The sequence below is a fragment of the Kibdelosporangium banguiense genome (assembly GCF_017876405.1).
GTDB classification, from domain to species: Bacteria; Actinomycetota; Actinomycetes; order Mycobacteriales; family Pseudonocardiaceae; genus Kibdelosporangium; species Kibdelosporangium banguiense.
Genome location: NZ_JAGINW010000001.1, coordinates 5,544,711 through 5,563,480, shown reverse-complemented (window position 1 = coordinate 5,563,480; position 18,770 = coordinate 5,544,711). Strand labels below are relative to the sequence as shown.

Genomic DNA, 18,770 nt, shown 5'->3' with positions numbered 1-18,770 from the left:
GGCGCGCGATCAGTACGAACTGACCGCGCGCCGCGCCCTCGGTGTTTTCTAGCTGAGCGTCAGAGCCGTGTCGTCGACGACGAACGACGTCTGCAGTGAGCTGTCCTCAGTGCCGTTGAACTTGATGGTGACGGTCTGACCGGCGAACGCGGAGACGTCGAACGTCTTCTGCGAGTAACCGGCGGCCTTGTTCAGGTTCGAATACGTCGCCAGGGTTGTGCTACCCGCGGTGACGGTCAGTTTGTCGTACTGGATCGACGAAGTGGTTTCCGCCGTGTCGATGTGCAGGAAGAACGTCAGGCTCGCCTTGCAGCCGGACGGAATGCTCACCGACTGCGACAACGAAGCCGTCCCCGTGCGACCGGAACCATTGAGCCAGGCGTTCCACGTGCCGCCGTGAGTCGGTTGTGCGGCACGGTTCTGACCGATCACGCCGGTGGTCGCGGTCCACACTGTATTGCCGGACTCGAAGCCGGGATTGCCCAGTTTCTGGCCGGAGCAGTTACCTATATCGCCGATGGACCACGTGAACGACGCGGAACCGCTGCGGTTGGCGCTGTCTGTCGCGGTGGCTGTCACGTTGAACGTGCCCGTGGCCGACGGCGTCCCGGAGATCAGGCCGGACGAGGAGATCGTCGTTCCAGTAGGCAGGCCCGTTGCGGTCCAGGTGTACGGCGTGGTGCCGCCGGTCGCAGCGAGCTGCAGGTTGACCGCGGAGCCGACCGTGCCCGACTGGTTGCCCGGGTTGGTCACCGAAACCGTTGTACCGCTTGGAGTACAGGTCGGGTCGGCGGACTGCGCGGGCACGCTCACCGCGTCCCACGCGGCCTTGACGGTGTTGAACTCCGCGCAGCTGCCGGGGTACAGGTTCTTGGCCGCGGTCAGCGTCCACGTCCGGTAGCGCAGGTACGAGCTGGCGGTGGTCTTGATCAGCATGGCGTTGTAGAAGATCTTCAGCGCCTTCTGGATGCCGATGCCGGTCACCGTGCTGTTGTTGCAGGTCGAGCTGGCAGGCTGGCCGTTGGTCGGCTTGCTGCCCTCGGCAAGCAGGTAGAACCAGTGGTTGCCGGGCCCGGCCGCGGCGTGCACCTCGGTGGACGGGATGGAGCTGGAGTAGCAGTTCGGGTGGTTGAGGGCCGACGGGTTGTACATGTTGCGGATCGGGCCGTTGCCGACCAGGTTGATGCGCTCGCCGATGGTGTAGTCCGGGCCGTCGAACTGGGACGGCTCGTTGGCGAACCACTCGGTCGCGGTGCCGAACACGTCGGCCACGAACTCCTGCGTGCCCGCACCGGAAATGCCGCCGGGAGTGTGGTCGTCGATGCCGTGGCCGTGCTCGTGGGCGACGACGTCGATCGAGCTGATCCACTGGTTGGCGTTGTTGTGGCCGATCTGGACCTGGCTGCCGTCGTAGTACGCGTTCACGTCGTTGAGGCCGACCCGGATCGGCCAGCCGCCGCCGTTGCCGTCAAAACCGTTACGGCCCAGCCACTGCGACAGCATCTTGCTCTCGGTCTGCGCGGCGAACAACGCGTCCGCGCAAGCGGTCTCCCGGTCGGTCGGGTTCCCGTTGCCCCACAAGTCGTCCGGGCCGCTGAACACGGAGTTGCCGGACGCGTTCTGGCAGCTGACATTGGTCAGTGCGGGGTCACGCAAGGAGTACGTGCTGCCGGAGTGCGTGGTGTCGATGTGCACCGGGCTCGGGCCGTTCCAGCCACTGGTGGCGTCACCGTTGAAGATGCGCTCCTGGGTGTGCAGGACGGTCCCGTTCAGCGCGTCGACGATGACGCTGAGCTTGCTCGGGCCTTCCGCGTCCCGGCCGGAAACCGTGCTCTCCCAGGCAAGCCGGGGCGTGCCGAGGGCGTACGTGATCAGCGTCGCGCCACCCACATTGTCCACGGTGGACAGCTGCGCGCGGGCGATCGACTCGGCCTTGGCTTTCGTGACCACCGGCGTCGTGCTGGCCAGATTGATCGAGGTTTCCTGCGCGACCGACGTGTTCAGCACCTGGCCCGCGTCATTCGTGACCACCACGAAGTCGCCGCCGTAAACCGGCAGACCCTTGTAAGTACGGTCATACTGGACATACTTCAACCCAGCGGACGAAATAACCTTGCGCTGGACAAAAGCGTCATCCTGACTGGCATACAGAACCGGCGAACGTCCGGCGACCAACGCTTCCACACTACTGGACGGCGGCGCGGCCTGTGCGGTCGCCGCGGTGACCGAGGCAACGGCAAGCGCGCCCGCCACGGCTAAGACGGCAGGTCTCAACAGCATTGATTCGTCTCCTAGAGCAGGGCGGATAACGAAAACGAGAGATCAAGCTTCGCCGCCCGTTGTCCATCGGACAAGCAATGGACTTCATTAACGTATAACCATAATTGAATTACGACATTTCCGGAGACAAAAAGGACAATCAACCCGAAACAAAGGCCCGGAAACCATCCGATGGATTCTTGACAACCGCCGGCGTTCCTAACCGGACAAACGGTGGCCGGAAAGGGCTTCCAGTTCTTGCCGGACGCCGTCCTCGTCATCGGCTCGCCGCTGGGCCTGATAAAGCTCGAGAGCCTGCCGCCAGGCCGCGACTGCCATGTCGTGGTGCCCGAGAGCATGGTGCGCGTGACCGATGCGAAGCAGGGTGTCGGCTTCGTGGTGGTCGTGGCCCAGGTCGCGGAGCAGGCCGAGTGCCTGCCAGTAGTAGTCGAGAGCCTGACTGTGACAGCCGGTGTTGTGCGCGATATGACCAAGACTGTCCAATGTGGTCGCTTCCAGTTCGCGGTCGCGATGGCGGCGGGCCAGTGTCAGGGCGGCCTCGCAATGAGCGCGCGCCTGCTGGTAATCCCCCACTTGGGCCTGGTGCCAGCCCACCTGGGTGTGCGCCCAGGCCTCCCACACCGGCAAGTCGAGCTCCTGGAACAGGCGTAACGCGGGGATGGCGTGTTCCAGTGCCCGCCGGTCGTCGCCCCAGTCGTCCCAAAGGGCGGCAGTAAGGTGATGGGCGTGGGCCTGTCCGGAGACGTCGCCCGTCTGTCGGCTGACCGTGAGAGCCTGCTGAAGGTGCCGCAGGGCTTCGGAATGAAGTCCCAATCCACCGCAGGCATTGCCGAGGCTTCTCCGGGCAAGAGTTTGAGCCGCACCGTCACCCGAGTTGTCCGCTGCGGCCACGCCTGCCCGCCACACCGCGACGGCATCGTGATAGTCGCCCCGCCGCCGGAAGAACGTGTTCAGCGTCCAGGCCAAATGCCAGACCGTGGCATGCCGGCCGTGCCCGGCAGCCAGTTTCTGAACGGCGAGCAGGTTCGGGAGCTCGGTGGCCAGCCACGCCATCGCGGCCGGCTCGTCCTCGAATTCATGCGGGGTACAGCCTTTGGCGGGGATCCCGATCCAGATCGGCTCACGGTGTGGATCCAACCGTCGCTCAGCGGCGAACGCGGTGTGCACGTAGAAATCGACCAATCGCCGCAGCGCCGCAGGCGACTTGTCGTGGCGGGCACGTTCGCCCGCGTACAGCCGGACGAGGTCATGCATCCGGTAGCGACCTGGGGCGTGTTGGTCGACCAGGTGCGCCTGTTCCAGTTCGCGTAGACAGGCACGGACGCGGGCGGTGGGCAGCGCGGTGAGGCTCACGATCGCGGGTAAGCCGATGTCCGCGCCCGGGGCGAGACCAAGTGCACCGAACACGTCGGCTGCCTCAGCGGACAATGCTTGGTAGGACCACGAGAACACGGCCCGGAGGTTCACCAGATTGTCGCCGGTGTCCAGAGCATCCAGCCGACCGGTCTGGTCACGCAGTTCATCGGCGAGTACAGACAGCGAGAAGCCTCGGTGCATTGTGGCCCTCGCGGCCACAATGCTGATCGCCAGTGGCAGACCCGCACAGCAATCCAGCAGTTCAGTCGCCACACCGGGTTCGGCGGCCAGCCGGTCCGCACCGAGATGCCGGGCCAGCAGCCGGTAAGCCTCGTCGTCGGTCAACCGGTCCAGGTTCACCGAACGCGTGCCATGCGCGGCAATCAGGCCACTGAGGTGCCGACGGCTGGTGATCAGCACGACACACGTCGGGCTCCCTGGCAGCAGGGAAGCCACCTGGGTGCTGTCGGCGGCGTTGTCCAGGAATATCAGCATCCGTTTGCCCGCGACCAGACTGCGATACAGCCCGACCTGCGCGTCCACGTCAAACGGAACGGAGGCGGGAACAACACCAAGCGCATCAAGGAAACCGCGAACCGCGGTCGCCGCGGACATCGGTTGCCCGGTGGGGTCGAAACCGCGCAGGTTGACATAGAGCTGGCCATCGGGAAACCGATCGAGATGCTGGTACGCCCAGTGCAACGCCAGCCACGTCTTGCCTATCCCACCGATTCCGCTGACAGTCACGGTGTTTTCCAGTGCCAGCGTGGTATCAAGGCCAGCCAGGTCGCAAGTCCTACCCGTGAACAGGCGTGGCTGGGCCGGCAGTTGGTGCGGTACCGCCATTGCGGCGGCCTGCACCGTGGGAGCCGTAAGCGCCGGGTCAGTCGCGAGGATCTGCTCGTGCAGGCGTTGCAGCGGCGAACTCGGGTCAGTCCCGAGCTCGTCAGCCAACCGGCAGCGCACCTGTTGGTAGTGGTCCAACGCGTCGGCCGGGCGGCCACTGCGGTACAGAGCGACCATGAGCTGACACGCCAGGCGTTCGTCCAACGGATTCTTGCCCACCCAAGCCAGCAGATCAGGCAGCAGGGCGGCATGCTCGCCGAGCCGAAGCCGAACATCAACAAGATCAAGCCGGGCCGCATGCCGATGCTGAATCAGCGTGGCGCGCACAGATTCCAGCCAAGCAGTGCCCAACCCGGCGAACGGTTCCCCACGCCACAACTTCAACGCCTGATCAAGCAGCACAGCAGCCTGACCGTCATCATCAGCCGCCCTACCATCCCTGATCAGCCGGCGAAACCGATGCAGATCAACCGCCTCAGGGTCAACCGTGAGTTGATAGCCAGCCGACTTCCGAGCGATCGTCACTCCCTCAGCGGGAGCCAAAGCACTGCGAAGCAGAGTCATACTGTGCTGAACCGCGGCGCGCGGACTACGGGGAAGACGCCGATCTCCCCAGACCCGATCAACCAGCTGATCAACCGAGACCGCATGATTCGCCTCAACCAGCAGCACCACCAACACACACCGCAGCTGTGCATAACCAATCGCGATCGGCCGATCGCCGACATGCACCTCGACATCACCAAGCAGACGGAACTGCACCGTCATCCGGCTTCCTCCCTGCGCCCCGGAAGACCATGCTTACCGGGTCCGATCAACCCGCTCAAGCACTGCCCGCACGCAGCGAACGTTCGGGCTAAACCGATGCAGCCCTGTCGGCGTAGGGAGACTCTGATATGTCTGGGCTTCCGCCAGGCGGCGCGGGATGCGGTTTGCTCGCTGATCCGCCCAGCCCTGCTGCGAGATCGGCGAGGTAGTGAAAATCGGCTGGCGCGTAGGGAACGAGGGCACTAACGTGCGCGCGTGAATCTTGAAGGGGGAAGGCCGTGCCCGCCGCGCCCGTTCCACTCGACGCCGAACTTCAGGCCGCTTACGACGCCTACATGGCCGAAGAGCCGGAGCTGGCGCCGGTGAGCCTTGAGAAGCTGCCGGGGATCCGCGCGGAGGTCGACGCCGCTGTGGCTGCGCTGGAGGACCTCAGCTGCGGCGGGCGCTTCACCGTTTCCCAGCCGTCGGTGCCCGGTCTGCATGGCGATCCCGAGATCCCGCTGCTGATCTGCACGCCCATCGGCGCACCCACATCGCGGCCGACGCTCTACTACATGCACGGCGGCGGCCTGAGCGCCGCGCTCGCCCTGACCGTGCGCGACAAGGGCGGTCCCCGCCTGCTCGGCCAACTGCTGATGTGCCCCATGCTCGATGACCGCAACGACAGTGCCTCAGCCATGCAGGGAGGTCCTCGAGTACGCCGGCCGGATCTGGCAGGCGGGCGGCAGGGCCGAGTTGCACGTGTGGCCCGGCGGAATCCACGCCTTCGATCGGGAGGTTCCCGAAGCACGGATCAGCAAGGCCGCTGTCGCGGCGCGCCACAACTGGCTGGAGCGCCTCCTCACCACCGGCTGACAATCCCTTCCGGCAGTAGTCCGTGGCGGATGGGCGGCATGTTCGACCCGCCCCCGCATGGCCTCATCCTTGCAGAAGCCGAACTCAAAACGGACGTTCCACCCGCCCCCGGAGCCGGTCGCCGAACTCACCACGATCCCAGCAACACCATCACGACGTACTCGCCTGGCTCGCCGACTACAGCATCAAGCTCAAACCCCAGGGGTAGCCATCCACAGGTATTGACTATTCGTCTCGGCAACCGGGCTAGCTTTTCGCTCGGCGGCGCTGCCCCCGGCCTGTCCGTACCTTCGGCCCGCCAACCGGAGCTAGGCCTGGGAGCGCCAACCGGCGTGCCGGACCGTTGATCTCGGTGACCGGATTCGCTTTCCACTCACGCGCGCTGACCTGACCCGCCAGATCTTCAGCCATTCAGGTGATCCCGGTGCGAATGGCCCATTCGCACCGGTTCACGGCTTGAAAACCCCTGCTCAGACCCTATCCCCTGTAGACTGGAGCAGGGACACCCCCCGGGTTGGGTGGGGGACTGTCTTCTTCTTGTAGTGGGGGTTAAATCGGTTTGGGGTTCTGTGCTGTTGGTTGGGGTGGCGTCACGGCCAGACTTGCCACCATTGGTCGTTGTAGCCGAGGATGCAGTCGTAGTTGACGGCGTTCGCGCCGTTCTGGCCCTGGTCGGAGGGGACGGCGAGGCAGCGGCCGCTCTTGTAGTTGCGGAAGCGGTAGTGGAGGTTGTCGGGCATGAGCTCGGGCAACCACCATTGGTCGTAGTAGCTGTCGACGCAGTCGTACTGGACCATGCGGGCGCCGTTGTTGGGATTCGCGGCGGCGACGCATCGGTCGGTGCGCTGGTTGCGGATCCGGTAGTAGCCGGGGGCCGCGGCGATGGGCTCGAACCGCCAGTACTGATCTGTGAACGAAGAGTAGCAGTCGTAGTGGATCAGGGGCTTGCCGTTGCGGTTGTCCGCCGAGTTCACGGCAAGGCACTTGCGGTGGTAGTTGTTGATCAAGTTCTGGTACGTGCCCGGGTTGATGCCCTGTACCGCCGGTTGCGTGGACTCGGTTGCGGACGCTGCCGGTGACAGGCACAGCATTGCCGCCGCGGCCGCCGCGAACGCCAATGCCTTGCGTAACCAGATGCTCATCCATCCTCCAGGAAACGAGGCCGGTCTGACCCGCTCAGCGTTGCCGCCGGGTCATGAGCATTTCGTTGGTATCACATGAGTGCCCTGGTCAGGGCCGTCAGCGGATGCCTCGGGTTCTGCTGGCCGCCGCCAGCGCGCCGACGCTCAGCAGGGATGCGGCCAGCAGGTAGTACGCCGGGGAGGTCTGGGAGCCGGTCCCGGCGATCAGTGCCGCGGCGATCGTCGGAGTGAAGCCGCCGAAGACGCCGACCGCCATGTTGTAGCTGAACGAAAGCCCGGTCGCTCGAGCGTCCACAGTGAACGCGTCGGACATCACCGATGGCAGGGCGGCGAAGTAGACGGCCTTCAACAGACCGAGAATCGTCATGCACAGCGCAAGGGTCAGGAAGGATGGAGCCGTCGTCAGCCAGACGAACAGGGGGACGGCACTCACGCCGATCAGCACCGCGGACGGCACCATGATCCTCAGTCTGCCGAACCGGTCGGCGAGCAGGCCGACGACCGGCGTCACCACTGTCAGGATGACGCCCGTGATGAACAGGGCGACGAACGACAGGGAGTCGTCCAGGCCCAGTTCCTTGATCCCGAAGGTCGGCATGTACTGCAGGATGAAGTTGAGCGCGGTCGAGACCACCAACGCTCCACCGGCGATCAGCAGACCGGCCCAGTGGTCCCGGAACACCGTACGGATCGGCGAGGACTTCTTGGCCTGCTGCGTCATCGCCGGCGACTCGTCCACATGCCGGCGGATGTAGTAGCCGACTGGGCCGACCAGCAGGCCGAACACGAACGGCACCCGCCAGCCCCACTCCACCATCTGTTGCTGGGACAGCACTGCCGTCAGCCCGGCGGCGAATCCTGCGGCCATCAATGTGGACAGTCCCTGGCTGGCGAACTGGAAACTGCCGAGCAGGCTCTTGCGTTTTTCGTTCTGCTCCACCAGGAACGAGGTGGCGGCGCCGAACTCGCCGCCGGCCGCGAATCCCTGGATCAGGCGCGCGACCACGATCCCCATGGGCGCGAAGATCCCCAGTGTGGCGTAACCGGGCATGATCGCGATCAGTAGTGTGCCGATGAGCATCAGCCAGATCGTCACCATCAGCGCTTTCTTACGCCCGTGCCGGTCGGCGTAAGCGCCGAGGACCAGCCCGCCGAGCGGGCGGATCAGGTACGTCACACCGAAAACCGCGTACGCCTGCACCACCTGGACGCCAGGATCTCCGGGCGGGAAGAACGCCTTTCCGATGTAGACAGCCATCAGCGCGTAGACGGCCAAGTCGAACCACTCAAGCGCGTTGCCGATTGTCGCGGCCGCGATCGCACGCTTCGTGGACACTCTGGGCGCAGGCGTCACAGTCGTCATTGACTGTCCTTTCCGGACGATACCTGGTTGCCGAGGGCATGGAACAGGGCGATCGCAAGCACAATCCCCTCGCGAGCGATCGGGCGGAGCATGTGTTCGTCCGGCGCGTGCTGCAGACAGCCCGGATACGAGTGCGGCAGCCACAGCGTGGGCAGGCCGAGAATGTCGGTGAAAACGTGGTTTGGCAGGGAACCGCCGATGTTGGGCAGGACGGCGACGGGCTTGCCGGTGACTTGCTCAAGCGTCTGCTTGGCCCACTGCGGCCATGTGCCGTCGATTTCGGTACGGCTGGCCGGAAAACTGTTCAGCATGGTGACGCCGACCATCGGATAGCCATGGGTAGCTAGATGCCTAGCGATGACCTCGGTCAGATGGTCCACGTTTGTTCCGGCGACATATCGCAGTTGCAGGATCGCGCGCGCCCGGCCCGGGATGGCGTTGACGGGGTTGTCGACGTCCGCGGCCCCGAGCGAAAGGACTTCGAGTGTGTTCCAGCCATAAAGCCGCTCGGCGGCAGTCAGGCTGGTGTCGCCCCAGCCTTCGTCCGCAACCGGGTCGCCAGGGCTGTTCGCGACCTGGACACCGGCCAGAGCCGCACGCACGGCGTCCGGGAGTTCGGGCGGCAGCAACTCCGGCACCTGGATGCGACCGTGCCCGTCGACAAGGCTCGCGATCGCTCCGGCGAGAGTTGTCGCCGGATTGCGCAGGACGCCGCCCCAGTTGCCGGAGTGGTACGCATCAGGCCGCAGGTCGACGTCGAGCATGATCCCCACGCCACCCCGCGCTCCCAGAAACAACGTCGGTGTGGTCGCGTCGAGCCTCGGGCCGTCCGAGGCGATCAGGACGTCCGCCTTCAGTTCGTCGCGATGCGCGGCCGCGAACTCGGCAAGGCCGGGAGAACCGATCTCCTCACCGGTTTCGAACAGCCAGGTCAGGTTGAACCCGAGCGCGCCCTGGTCGGCGAGCAACAGCCGCAACGCCGTGATGTTGACCAGGTGCTGCCCTTTGTTGTCGGCCGCCCCACGGCCGTACCAGCGGTCCCCTTCGGCAGTAAGGGTCCACGGGTCGCGGCAGTCACGCCACTGCCCGGACTGACCGTCGACGACATCGGCATGGCCGTAGCACAGCACTGTCGGCGACTCGGGCGACTCGACCCGGGTCCCGACCAGGAACGGGCCGCCGGCGGGATCCGGGTTGGGGTACTCGGTCACCGAACATCCCAGTCCGGCCAGTGCCGGCGTCAGGATCTCGTCGAGGTATGCCTTGAGGGCAACGCGGCCGCCCGCACTGGTGCTTTCCGTGCGATAGCCGACCATCGTCGCCAGCTCGCCGAAGAAGGCGCCGAAGTCGACGTGATTCTCGGCCTGTTCGATCAGTTTCGCGGAGATCACCGGGCATGCTCCAGGATTGACGGTCGCTGCGCTGATCAGCAGCGTAAGCCGCTCGCCGGTCACCGGCCATTGCCGTTTGCGCCACTCAGCGTTCTAATATCGGCAAACCGAGCACGGAGGCCCCGATGCAGTTGCTGCCCGTAGGCATCACCTATTTCCTCGAGGTCGCCCGCACCGGAACGCTGACCGAGGCCGCACAAGCGCTGACCGTCGCACCGTCGGCGATCAGCAGGCAGATCGGCAAGCTCGAGTCCGGATTCGGCGTGCCCCTGTTCGTCCGGCACGCCCGGGGCATGACGTTGACCGACGCCGGATCCCGGCTCCTGGCGCATGCCCGCCGCAGCGAAGCCGAGGCCGCCGCCTTGGTCCACGAGCTACGCGCAGGCCCTGACGTGGAAACCCGCACCATCACCGTCGCCTGCTCGGAGGGCTTCGGGCGCCGGATCATTCCCCGTGCGATGGCGGCATTCCGGCGCGAAAATCCAGACGTGACCTTCCAGCTGGACGTCGTGTCCCGCCAGGAAGCGACTCGCCGGGTCGTCGAGGGGATCGCCGACATCGCCGTCACGTACACAATGGGGCCACAGCACAACGTACGAGTGGAATGCGCGGTCGAGGTACCCGTGGCCGGAATCGTCCCCATTGGACACGAGCTGGCCGGACGAGACCGGGTCGGCCTGGCGGAACTCTGCGAATACCCGCTCGCCCTCGGTTCGACCGCGACCAGCCAGCGCGAACTGTTCGACATCGGCGTGCAGCTGGAAGGCCTGACCATCCACCCGGTACTGGTCTGCGACGCACTGGCCCCGCTGTACGAATTCGTCCGCTGCGCCGGCGGCGTCGCACTCGTCGGCGACCTGGGCGACCTCGACGTCGACGGAGTCGCCTACGTACGACTCGACCATCCGGTGTTCCGCCAGCGCGAGGCCCAGGTCCAGACCATGCCCGGCCGTCGCCTGCCCTGGTCGGCCACCCAGTTCACCAGCAAGCTGGTCTCGTTGCTCACTTCCCCAGGATCGGCAGGATGATCGCGGACGGGTGTTGCGGGTCGTGGTACGCACTCTGGTCAGCGGCCAGAAGCGTAGTGGCGGTCGCGCGTGACTCGCCGGTACCGGGATTGCGTGCGTAGCGTGGGAAAGCACCGCTGGAGACCTGCACCCGGATTCGGTGTCCACGCTTGAACCGGTACGCGGTCGGCCAGAGTTTGACGTCCACGCGTTGTGAAGTCTCGGCGTCGGTGACGCTGACCAGGCCGTCACTGACGTTCCAGGAACGCCCTTCCTGGTCGACGTCGCAGAGGCGGACGAACACGTCCGCGTGGGGCAGGCTGGAGGAGAACCAGATCTGGGCGCTGACCTCACCGATGACCTCGACGTCCTGGTCGAGGATCGGGGTGGTGTAGGTGAGCACATCCGGACGGGCCTCCAGTGTGGTGTTGTCCGCGCGGCCGCTGTCCTTGACCATGCGTACGCCGCCGACGGCCGGGGTCGGGTCGTTCGGGTCGTAGCGGTAACTGTCCGGTTTGGACTCAGTTGGCGGTTCGGACGTCAGTACGCCACCGGAACCGAGGTGGAAGGACTGCGGCGAGTAGCCGGCGGGCGGCCAGGATTCAAAGTCGTGCCAGGCGTTCTCGCCCATGACGTACAACCGGACCGGGGCGCGTCGCGCCGGTTGTTCACCGCGAGCGTAGGCAAGTCCAAACTCGACAGCCTGCTCGACCGGCGTGCTGTTGAACTCCGCGTGGGTCCATGGGCCGACCGTCAGCCGGGCTGGATTTCCGTTTTCCTGCAGGATTTTGAAGTCGCGGAGCTGACCTGGCAGGAAGATGTCGTACCAGCCGCCGATCGAGCTGACCGGCACAGTCACGTCGGCCACGCGGCTGGAGTGGTCGAAACCGGCCCAACGCGGCGCGTCCGCGTCGTGGGCGAGAATGTCCTGAATGTACTCGGAACGCTCGCCGAACGCGGCGATGTCGGCCCGGTTGAGCGGAAGCGTCCGTATCGCCCGCGCCGCCTTCCTCGCCTGCGGAAACCTGCGCAACAGCGCCAGCGGGCGAGTCTGGGTGCCGACCAGGACTCCCCATTCGAACGGCGTCTCCAGTGACATGCCGTCGCAACGCAGGAACTCCAGCGTCAGCGCCGACTCGGTCACCACCGGGATCATCGCCTTGACCTGCGGTGGTAATTGATCGGCGACGGCCCACTGCACATACCCCAGGTAGCTCAGGCCGTACAGCACGATCGCGTCGCCGGACCAGGGCTGCTTCACGACCCAGTCGATGGTCGCCAGACCATCCGCGCGTTCCTGACGCATCGGATCGAAGGCGCCGCCGGAGCCGAACCCGCCGCGCACACTCTGGATCAGCACCTGGTACCCGCGCTCAGCCAGTGGCCTGGCAAAGATCATGCCGAAAGCGCCGCTGCGGCCGTACGGGGTGCGGATCAACGCGGTCGGCAGACCCTTACCGCCGGCCCGCGGTGCCCACCGGTCCGCCAGCAGTTCGACCCCGTCGGGCATCGGCACGCGCAGATCTCGCTGGACCACCACGTCGCGGGTCAGTGGCGGCGGCAGCTTGAGCTGACGCTGGATGATGTGGCTCATCAGGTTCATCGGACATCCTCCGCATCGATTCGGCCTGTGGCAGTCATCAGCACGGACATCACGTCCAAAAGCCGATCGGTGAACGCCTCGGGATCAAGCGGGTCGTCGCCCTCGACGACCCAGCTTGTGATGAAGGACCCCGCACCCCCGGTCAGCAGGACGGCGAGATCGTCGACGACCTGCCGGCTGAGCCGATCGCCGTACAGTTTCCCGATGGCCTGCCGGTTGATCGGCAGGAGCAGGCTGATCAGCCCACGATCCAGTGCGAACGCGCAGGAACCGGTCAGCAGGGCGCGGTAGAACGCCCGGTGATCGGCGAAATGCCGGGCCGTCGCGAGCGTCTGCTCACGCCCGGTCGCCTCCTGCGGGGTCTCCGCCAGGCGTGGCAACAACTCTCGTCGCGCGAGATCGAGACCAGCCTCCAGCAGCAACGTGTCACGGTCCCCGAAGTGCTGGTACACCACTCGGCGGCTCACGTCCGCAGCCCCGGCGATGTCGGAAAGCGTGACGGCCGCCGTGCCACGCTCGCTGACCAACTCGACTGCGGCCCGCATCAGCGCTGCGCGCGAGCGGCGCACCCGGCGATCCCGCGCCGGTTCAGCCTCGTTCAGGTCCATATCGAGATAATGCACAGATGTAACTAAAGGAGCAAGTGTTACTTTGATCCTGAGTGGCCGTCCGCATGCCCTGGAAGTACCTTGTCGATGATCATCGGGACGGGAGCGGTTCATGGAGCTGACCAGGGTCAACCCTGAATTGCGCAAAGCAGTGAAACGCGTTCCCTCGCTGCCGCTGAGCCGTACATGGGTACGCCGGCTGCTGAGGGCGGCGCAGCGTCGGCTCAGCCGGGACGCGGTGGTCGACGGGGTCCGATTCCAGGACGTCGACGCGGGTGGAACGCCCGCGCGTGTCTACCGGCCGCAGTCCGGCGCGTCCGGCGCCGGACTGCTCTGGATCCATGGCGGTGGCCTGGTCATGGGCATACCCGCGCAGGACGACCGCCTCTGTTCCACCATCGCACGCGAGCTGGGCATGGTCGTGGTCTCGGTCGACTATCGCCTGGCGCCAGAGGATCCGTTCCCGGCGGCGATCGACGACTGCGCCACGGCGTGGGACTTCTTCCAGCGCTCGGCTGAGGATCTCGGCGTGGACCCGGCGCGGATCGCGATCGGGGGCCAGAGCGCGGGCGGCGGTCTGGCCGCCAGCCTGGTCCACAGGATTCACGACGAAGGCGGGCCCCAGCCGCGCGCCCAACTGCTGTTCTGCCCGATGCTCGACGACCGGACCGCGGCCAGGACGGAACTCGACGACATCCGGCATCACGTCTGGAACAACCGCTCCAACCGGTTCGGCTGGCGCGCCTACCTGGGCCACCCCGGACAGGCGGCAAAGCCCTATTCGGTGGCTGCCCGACGCGAGGACCTCAGCGGCCTTCCCCCGGCGTGGGTCGGCGTGGGCGATATCGACCTGTTCTACGACGAGGACACCGACTACGCGCGACGGCTGCGTGAAGCCGGCGTCGACTGCGAGCTGGACGTGGTTTCCGGCGCGCCCCACGGATTCGAGTCATGGGCAGCCAGGACGACCTTGGCCGAGGACTTTGTCGCGCGTGGCCGCGAATGGCTCAGGCGGGCCACCGCATAGACACTTGCGGCGCGCGATGCTCCGAACGCATGAATCCATGATCACCTCTTGCCTCGTGCTACTACTCCTAACGCAGGAGCAAGGGGAGGACCATTAGATGGACCGCAGGCTCAAGCGGGCCGCGTTCGGGGTTGCCGCGTGCGCGGCGGCGGCTGTCGCGACGCTGCTGGTGAATCAGCCCGACCAGCCCGTCGGCACGCAGATCGTTGTGCCGCAGGCGCGGTATTCCGAAGCGGATGTACCGAAACCGCCGCAGTCAAGCGTTTCCGTGCCGCTCCCGTCGCCGTCGATCGGCACTGTGAGCAGAACGCCCGCACCATCCACTTCGGAGTATCGCCAGCCGGTCATGCCTTCGCCGAGGCCACCCTCACCGACCACTCCGCCGAAGCCCGCAGCCGTGGATTACCAGGCCGAGGACGCCCGGGTCTACTACGCGAGGTTCGCGGCCAACCACAGTGGATTCACTGGCTCCGGATTCATCGACTACGACAACGCGCAGGGTGGAGCGATCGAATGGACCGTGACCACGGCCGCCGCGGACATCGTCTTCAGGTTTGCCAACGGTAGCGGTGAGGCGCGGATCGCGGCCATCACCGTCAACGGGACTGTGGTCGAGTACGCGTTCTTCCCGGTGACCAACGGCTGGTCGGACTGGCGGACGCTGACCGTTCACGCGACTGTGCCGGCCGGCACCACCAAGATCAGGGCGACCGCGATCACCAAGACCGGCGGCCCGAACATCGACAAGATCACCCTCGTACCGCCGGTGTGATCCGGTACTTTCCGCAATCGAAGGCGCGCCGGCCGGCGGCCTGCGCGCGGCACGCACCATCTCCCGGTACACAGGTGGCCACATGATCGAGGTAACGGCACTGCTGCGCGAGTACGACCACGCCCGCGCATATACCGACGAGCTGTGGAAGGACCTCAGCCCGGACGAGGTGACCTGGCGGCCCAGTGAGGACTCCAGCGCCATCGGCTGGCACCTCGGCCACCAGGCCCACGTCGCGCACTTCATGATCCGCAACCTCACCGCGGCCGAGCCCAGCCCCGACCCCGAACTGGACGGTCTGATGGACTCCGCACAGCCCGAACGGTTCCGCGGCGCACTGCCCACCATCAAGCGGCTCACCGAATTCCGGGACACCGTCGCCGAACGCGTGCACGCCCGGATGAACGACATCGCCGCCGGCCGTGTCGGCGCCCCGGCCCAGCTCACCGTCGTGGCGACTCATCTGCTGATCGCCTTGATCAACCACGAGTACCAGCACGACCAGTGGATCGGCGAGGTCCGCGCCAACGACCTCGGCCACGCCCTCCCGCCCGACCCGGACACCGGTCAGGTGTCCCGTTTGGACGGATACCTCGTCCTCAATCCTCTTGCGTAGGCTTCTCGTCGACGCAGGCTTGGTCGGTGTCCACCGCGAGCACCACCTGCACCAGCTCGCCCAGTGCGCGAGCCAGGTGCGCGTCGGCCAGTGCGTAGCGGACCTGGCGGCCCTCATAAGTGGCCACGACCAGGCCGCAGCCGCGCAGGCAGGACAGGTGGTTGGACACGTTCGAGCGAGTCAACCCGAGCTGCGACGCCAGCTGACCCGGGTAACACACCCCGTCCAACAGCGCCACCAGGATGCGGCAACGGGTCGGGTCGGCCAGCGCCCGCCCCAGCCGGGCCAGCGCCGATTCCCGCGTCTCACACGTCAGCATGACTAAAACAGTACAGCGACAGCTGACACAGATGTGTCCTGAGTGTTGTCCCCTTCGTCCGCACGGGATTCACCTGAATGGCGCAAGGGGGTGAGGCGGCACTGCGAAGGCTCAGCTGGGGATCTGGTCTCCTATCAAGGCTAGGCACTGGATGGCGGCCAGTCCATATTGGGCGGTGGCGTTGGTTGATACCCAGGTTGCTTCGTCGACTGGGTTGAGGACTGCGGGGCCGGATATTCTTGTGCTTGTCCACGGGCTTGTTGTGGGGTAGCCGGCTTCGCCTCGGTCGAGTTCGGTCCAGGCGCGGGCGGCCAGGGTTGGGTTGTTTGTTTTTGCTGCGGCGTAGGCGGTCAGGCGGGCGTGTGCTTGTTTCAGGTTGAGGGTTCCGAAGGACTGGCCGACGGCGGCTGTTTGCTCGGCGGCGGTGGCGTTGTAGAGCGTGCAGTACTGGAGCCAGGCGCGTTCGAACTCGGGAAGGGTGGCCGCGGCGATGATCTCGCTGCACATTTCCACCAGTCCGAACACCGCGCTGAGGTGTGATACGGAAACTGCCACGGTGTCGGTGGCGAACTTGCCTGTGGTCAGGTTGTAGCGGCCTTCGCCTGTGATGAATCCGTTCGTCAGTTTGCCGATTGCGGTGCATGTGTCTGTCAGCTTTGTGCGCGCGATTGGGTCGCCGGCTCTTTCCCATTCGGTGAACCAGGCCGCGGCGAGTGCGCCCCAGTCTGTTCCCAGGCTGACGGCCAAGGCTTTGGGGTCGGGCTCGTAGGGCTCTGTGCGGATTTTGCGCAGTGGGTCGAGGGCGAGGAATGTCTTGTCCGCGTCGACCAGATCGTGCAGTAGGTCGCCGATGCGTTCGTCGGCGGTGAGGAAGTAGAGGAACCTGCGGTTGGCGGCGGTGCTGATCCGCAACTGCTTGGCGCTGTCGGCCCAGTGCTGGACGCCGTGGCGTGTGCCGAGGTCGGCGTACTTGCCGATGTGGTACACGTCGACCTCGCCGGTGTGACGGGTCATGGCTTCGGCCATGCGGAAGATGTCCGCTCGTCCGGTCCTGAGGTAGCTGTACCACAGCCACAGGTCGGTGCTGAGCTCCGAGTTGTCCCACGCGTAGCCGCCGATGTCGTAGCGCCACTCGTGCCGGTCGTTGTCGTAGGTGTGCATTACGTCGCCGTAGTCCCAGAATCCGTACCATCGGCGCTGGTCTACTTGCTTGCGGTGGAAGTCGAAGAGGAAATCGAGCCGGTCCTCGATCCGCGCCTTGGCCGGCGTCGATCTGTCCACAGGGGACCAGTCGCCGAACACGCCCGCGTCCCGCATCCGCTGCGGAGCGGTGACCAGCACAGGCGGAGTGCGAACCACTGCGGCCTGCGCGGCGAGCCGTTCCGCTGATGGTGTTGCGTCCAGCGCCCAGAATGTCAGCTCGCTTGTCCGGGCTATGCCGTACGGGTCGCCGAATCCGGGTTCGTAGTCCTCGTAGGTGATCTCCAACCCTTCGAGCTGCTTGGGATACGTGTCCATGCCCATGCCGTCGTGGTAGAACCGCAGATCCATCGGCCTGGCGTCCGGCGACCACAGCCACAGAGTGACCTCGGCCGACGTTCCCGCGGCACCACGGATGTCCAGCTGTGTCGGGTGTAGCTGCCAGAAGTCGCGCATGCCGAAGGCAAAACCGCCGCTCGCCCCACCGACGTAGCCGAACCCGCCCGCCCGAGTGCCCGCGGCGGCCTGGATCCAGCTGTGGCCCGGTTTCGTCCGCTTGCGGATCACGAATCCGTCGGCCGTCAACTGGCTGAGTGTGTAGTCATTCCAGGCCGGGATCAGCTGAAGCCGCGAGCTCACCCGCGTGTCCCAAGTGGACACGTCAGGCGTGGCGCGGCCGGCGACCTGTGCGGCACGGACAGCCGAGCCCGGATCACGGCGCAGCCCGGTGATGCCACGCACCGCCTCGGTGAACAAGCCTCCTTCGGCACTGGCGAACCGGACATGCCGGTTGTGCGGTTCATCGTTCAACGGCACCTGGAAGCGGACACCGAGCCCTCGGATGAAGTCCTTGCCGGCATTGCCATCGAAGACAAAGCTGTGCACCATCCGGAAGTTCTCCGCACCCGCGTGGAAGTACAGCCTGACAGTGAAGGGCAGCCACTCCCGGCCACGGTTCTTGGCACGGTGCTTGCCATCGATCCGCAACACCGCGCGGACCGGTCCGCTCTGTTCGACCGTCACCCGCTGCACTTCGCCGGTATACCTCTCGACCTTACGGCCGCCTTCGTCGTTCTCGTCGGGATCGTTCTGGTGCAAGCAGACCAGCTCACCTGCCCTCGCCACCACCTTGCCGCCTCGCGAGACGGCATCGATCAACACCTTTCCGCCCATGTTGATCGTGCACCGCAGCAGCCCGGTATCCACCACGATCCGGCCTGCCTGCCAGGTCACGGTGACCGCTTTCGCCGGTGCCGCAGCCGGTCCGGGCGCCAACAGGTACCGCTCAGCCGCTGGTGCACCGGCGGCCATGGCGTGCGCACTCCACTTCAACGAGCCGTCAGGCCAGTAGCCGATTGGCCATGTCTGCACAGGCACCGTGGTTCCGTCGGCTGTGCGCAGGCTGAACGACTGATCCGGTCGCAACTTCCCCTTCGGCCAGGGCAATCCCCATGTCACACCGGTCATCTCGCCGGGCACACCGCCTTCGAGCCAGTGCACCTCAGTCGGTTCGGCGGCCTCTGCCGCCCTGCCTACCTGCGCGGATAACGTCAGCGGCAATACGGTGCCGCCGGCCAACAGGGTCCGTCGGGTGAAGGGGGACATTCGTCGACTCCG

The 18,770-nt window shown here is 65.9% G+C and carries 14 protein-coding genes; 5 read left to right on the top strand and 9 right to left on the bottom strand.

Annotated elements, in window-relative coordinates; all coding sequences use genetic code 11:
* Positions 1-48: 48 nt before the first annotated feature.
* Complete coding sequence (locus JOF56_RS26250; RefSeq protein WP_209642170.1) at positions 49-2,280, bottom strand: M4 family metallopeptidase; 2,232 nt, start codon at positions 2,278-2,280, stop codon at positions 49-51.
* A gap of 198 nt (positions 2,281-2,478) precedes the next feature.
* The gene (locus JOF56_RS26245) at positions 2,479-5,250 is read right to left on the bottom strand and encodes an AfsR/SARP family transcriptional regulator (protein WP_209642169.1); all 2,772 of its coding nucleotides are present in this window, start codon (positions 5,248-5,250) and stop codon (positions 2,479-2,481) included.
* 278 nt (positions 5,251-5,528) lie between these two features.
* Here JOF56_RS26245 and JOF56_RS60220 point away from each other — a divergent pair, with 278 nt between their 5' ends.
* A complete protein-coding gene (locus tag JOF56_RS60220) occupies positions 5,529-6,452 on the top strand; it encodes an alpha/beta hydrolase family protein (RefSeq protein ID WP_307855263.1) in 924 nt (307 codons plus the stop codon).
* Positions 6,453-6,695: 243 nt separating this feature from the next.
* Here the strand turns inward: JOF56_RS60220 and JOF56_RS26235 are convergent, their stop codons facing one another.
* The 3 genes from JOF56_RS26235 to JOF56_RS26225 form a co-directional block, all read right to left on the bottom strand.
* On the bottom strand, positions 6,696-7,247 hold the full coding sequence (locus tag JOF56_RS26235; RefSeq protein ID WP_209642168.1) for an RICIN domain-containing protein: 552 nt from the start codon (positions 7,245-7,247) through the stop codon (positions 6,696-6,698).
* Between the two features lie 97 nt (positions 7,248-7,344).
* A complete protein-coding gene (locus tag JOF56_RS26230; protein ID WP_209642167.1) occupies positions 7,345-8,610 on the bottom strand; it encodes an MFS transporter in 1,266 nt (421 codons plus the stop codon).
* Entirely contained in the window at positions 8,607-10,001 is a 1,395-nt protein-coding gene (locus tag JOF56_RS26225; RefSeq protein WP_209642166.1) for a M20 family metallopeptidase, read from the bottom strand. Before JOF56_RS26225 ends, JOF56_RS26230 begins: the two co-directional genes overlap by 4 nt.
* A 125-nt stretch (positions 10,002-10,126) precedes the next feature.
* Between JOF56_RS26225 and JOF56_RS26220 the strand changes: the two genes are divergently transcribed.
* Positions 10,127-11,029: a LysR family transcriptional regulator gene (locus JOF56_RS26220; protein WP_209642165.1), complete on the top strand. Its 903-nt coding sequence runs from the start codon at positions 10,127-10,129 to the stop codon at positions 11,027-11,029.
* On the opposite strand, the gene JOF56_RS26215 is transcribed toward JOF56_RS26220, so the two are convergent.
* Both JOF56_RS26215 and JOF56_RS26210 read right to left on the bottom strand, forming a co-directional pair.
* Entirely contained in the window at positions 11,004-12,611 is a 1,608-nt protein-coding gene (locus tag JOF56_RS26215) for a CocE/NonD family hydrolase (protein WP_209642164.1), read from the bottom strand. The two genes, JOF56_RS26220 and JOF56_RS26215, sit on opposite strands and share 26 nt — an antisense overlap.
* Positions 12,608-13,219: a TetR/AcrR family transcriptional regulator gene (locus tag JOF56_RS26210; RefSeq protein WP_209642163.1), complete on the bottom strand. Its 612-nt coding sequence runs from the start codon at positions 13,217-13,219 to the stop codon at positions 12,608-12,610. The genes JOF56_RS26215 and JOF56_RS26210 overlap by 4 nt, the downstream gene beginning before the upstream one ends.
* A gap of 112 nt (positions 13,220-13,331) precedes the next feature.
* Here JOF56_RS26210 and JOF56_RS26205 point away from each other — a divergent pair, with 112 nt between their 5' ends.
* The 3 genes from JOF56_RS26205 to JOF56_RS26195 all read left to right on the top strand — a co-directional run bounded on the left by JOF56_RS26205 (position 13,332) and on the right by JOF56_RS26195 (position 15,634).
* Entirely contained in the window at positions 13,332-14,246 is a 915-nt protein-coding gene (locus JOF56_RS26205) for an alpha/beta hydrolase (RefSeq protein ID WP_209642162.1), read from the top strand.
* Between the two features lie 97 nt (positions 14,247-14,343).
* Positions 14,344-15,018, top strand: coding sequence for a carbohydrate-binding protein (locus tag JOF56_RS26200; protein ID WP_209642161.1), 675 nt, complete (start codon positions 14,344-14,346; stop codon positions 15,016-15,018).
* A gap of 82 nt (positions 15,019-15,100) precedes the next feature.
* Positions 15,101-15,634: a DinB family protein gene (locus JOF56_RS26195; protein WP_209642160.1), complete on the top strand. Its 534-nt coding sequence runs from the start codon at positions 15,101-15,103 to the stop codon at positions 15,632-15,634.
* Here JOF56_RS26195 and cmtR read toward each other — a convergent pair.
* Both cmtR and JOF56_RS26185 read right to left on the bottom strand, forming a co-directional pair.
* The gene (gene cmtR / locus JOF56_RS26190; RefSeq protein WP_209642159.1) at positions 15,618-15,953 is read right to left on the bottom strand and encodes a Cd(II)/Pb(II)-sensing metalloregulatory transcriptional regulator CmtR; all 336 of its coding nucleotides are present in this window, start codon (positions 15,951-15,953) and stop codon (positions 15,618-15,620) included. The two genes, JOF56_RS26195 and cmtR, sit on opposite strands and share 17 nt — an antisense overlap.
* Positions 15,954-16,064: 111 nt before the next feature.
* On the bottom strand, positions 16,065-18,758 hold the full coding sequence (locus JOF56_RS26185; protein WP_209642158.1) for an exo-rhamnogalacturonan lyase family protein: 2,694 nt from the start codon (positions 18,756-18,758) through the stop codon (positions 16,065-16,067).
* Positions 18,759-18,770: the final 12 nt, after the last annotated feature.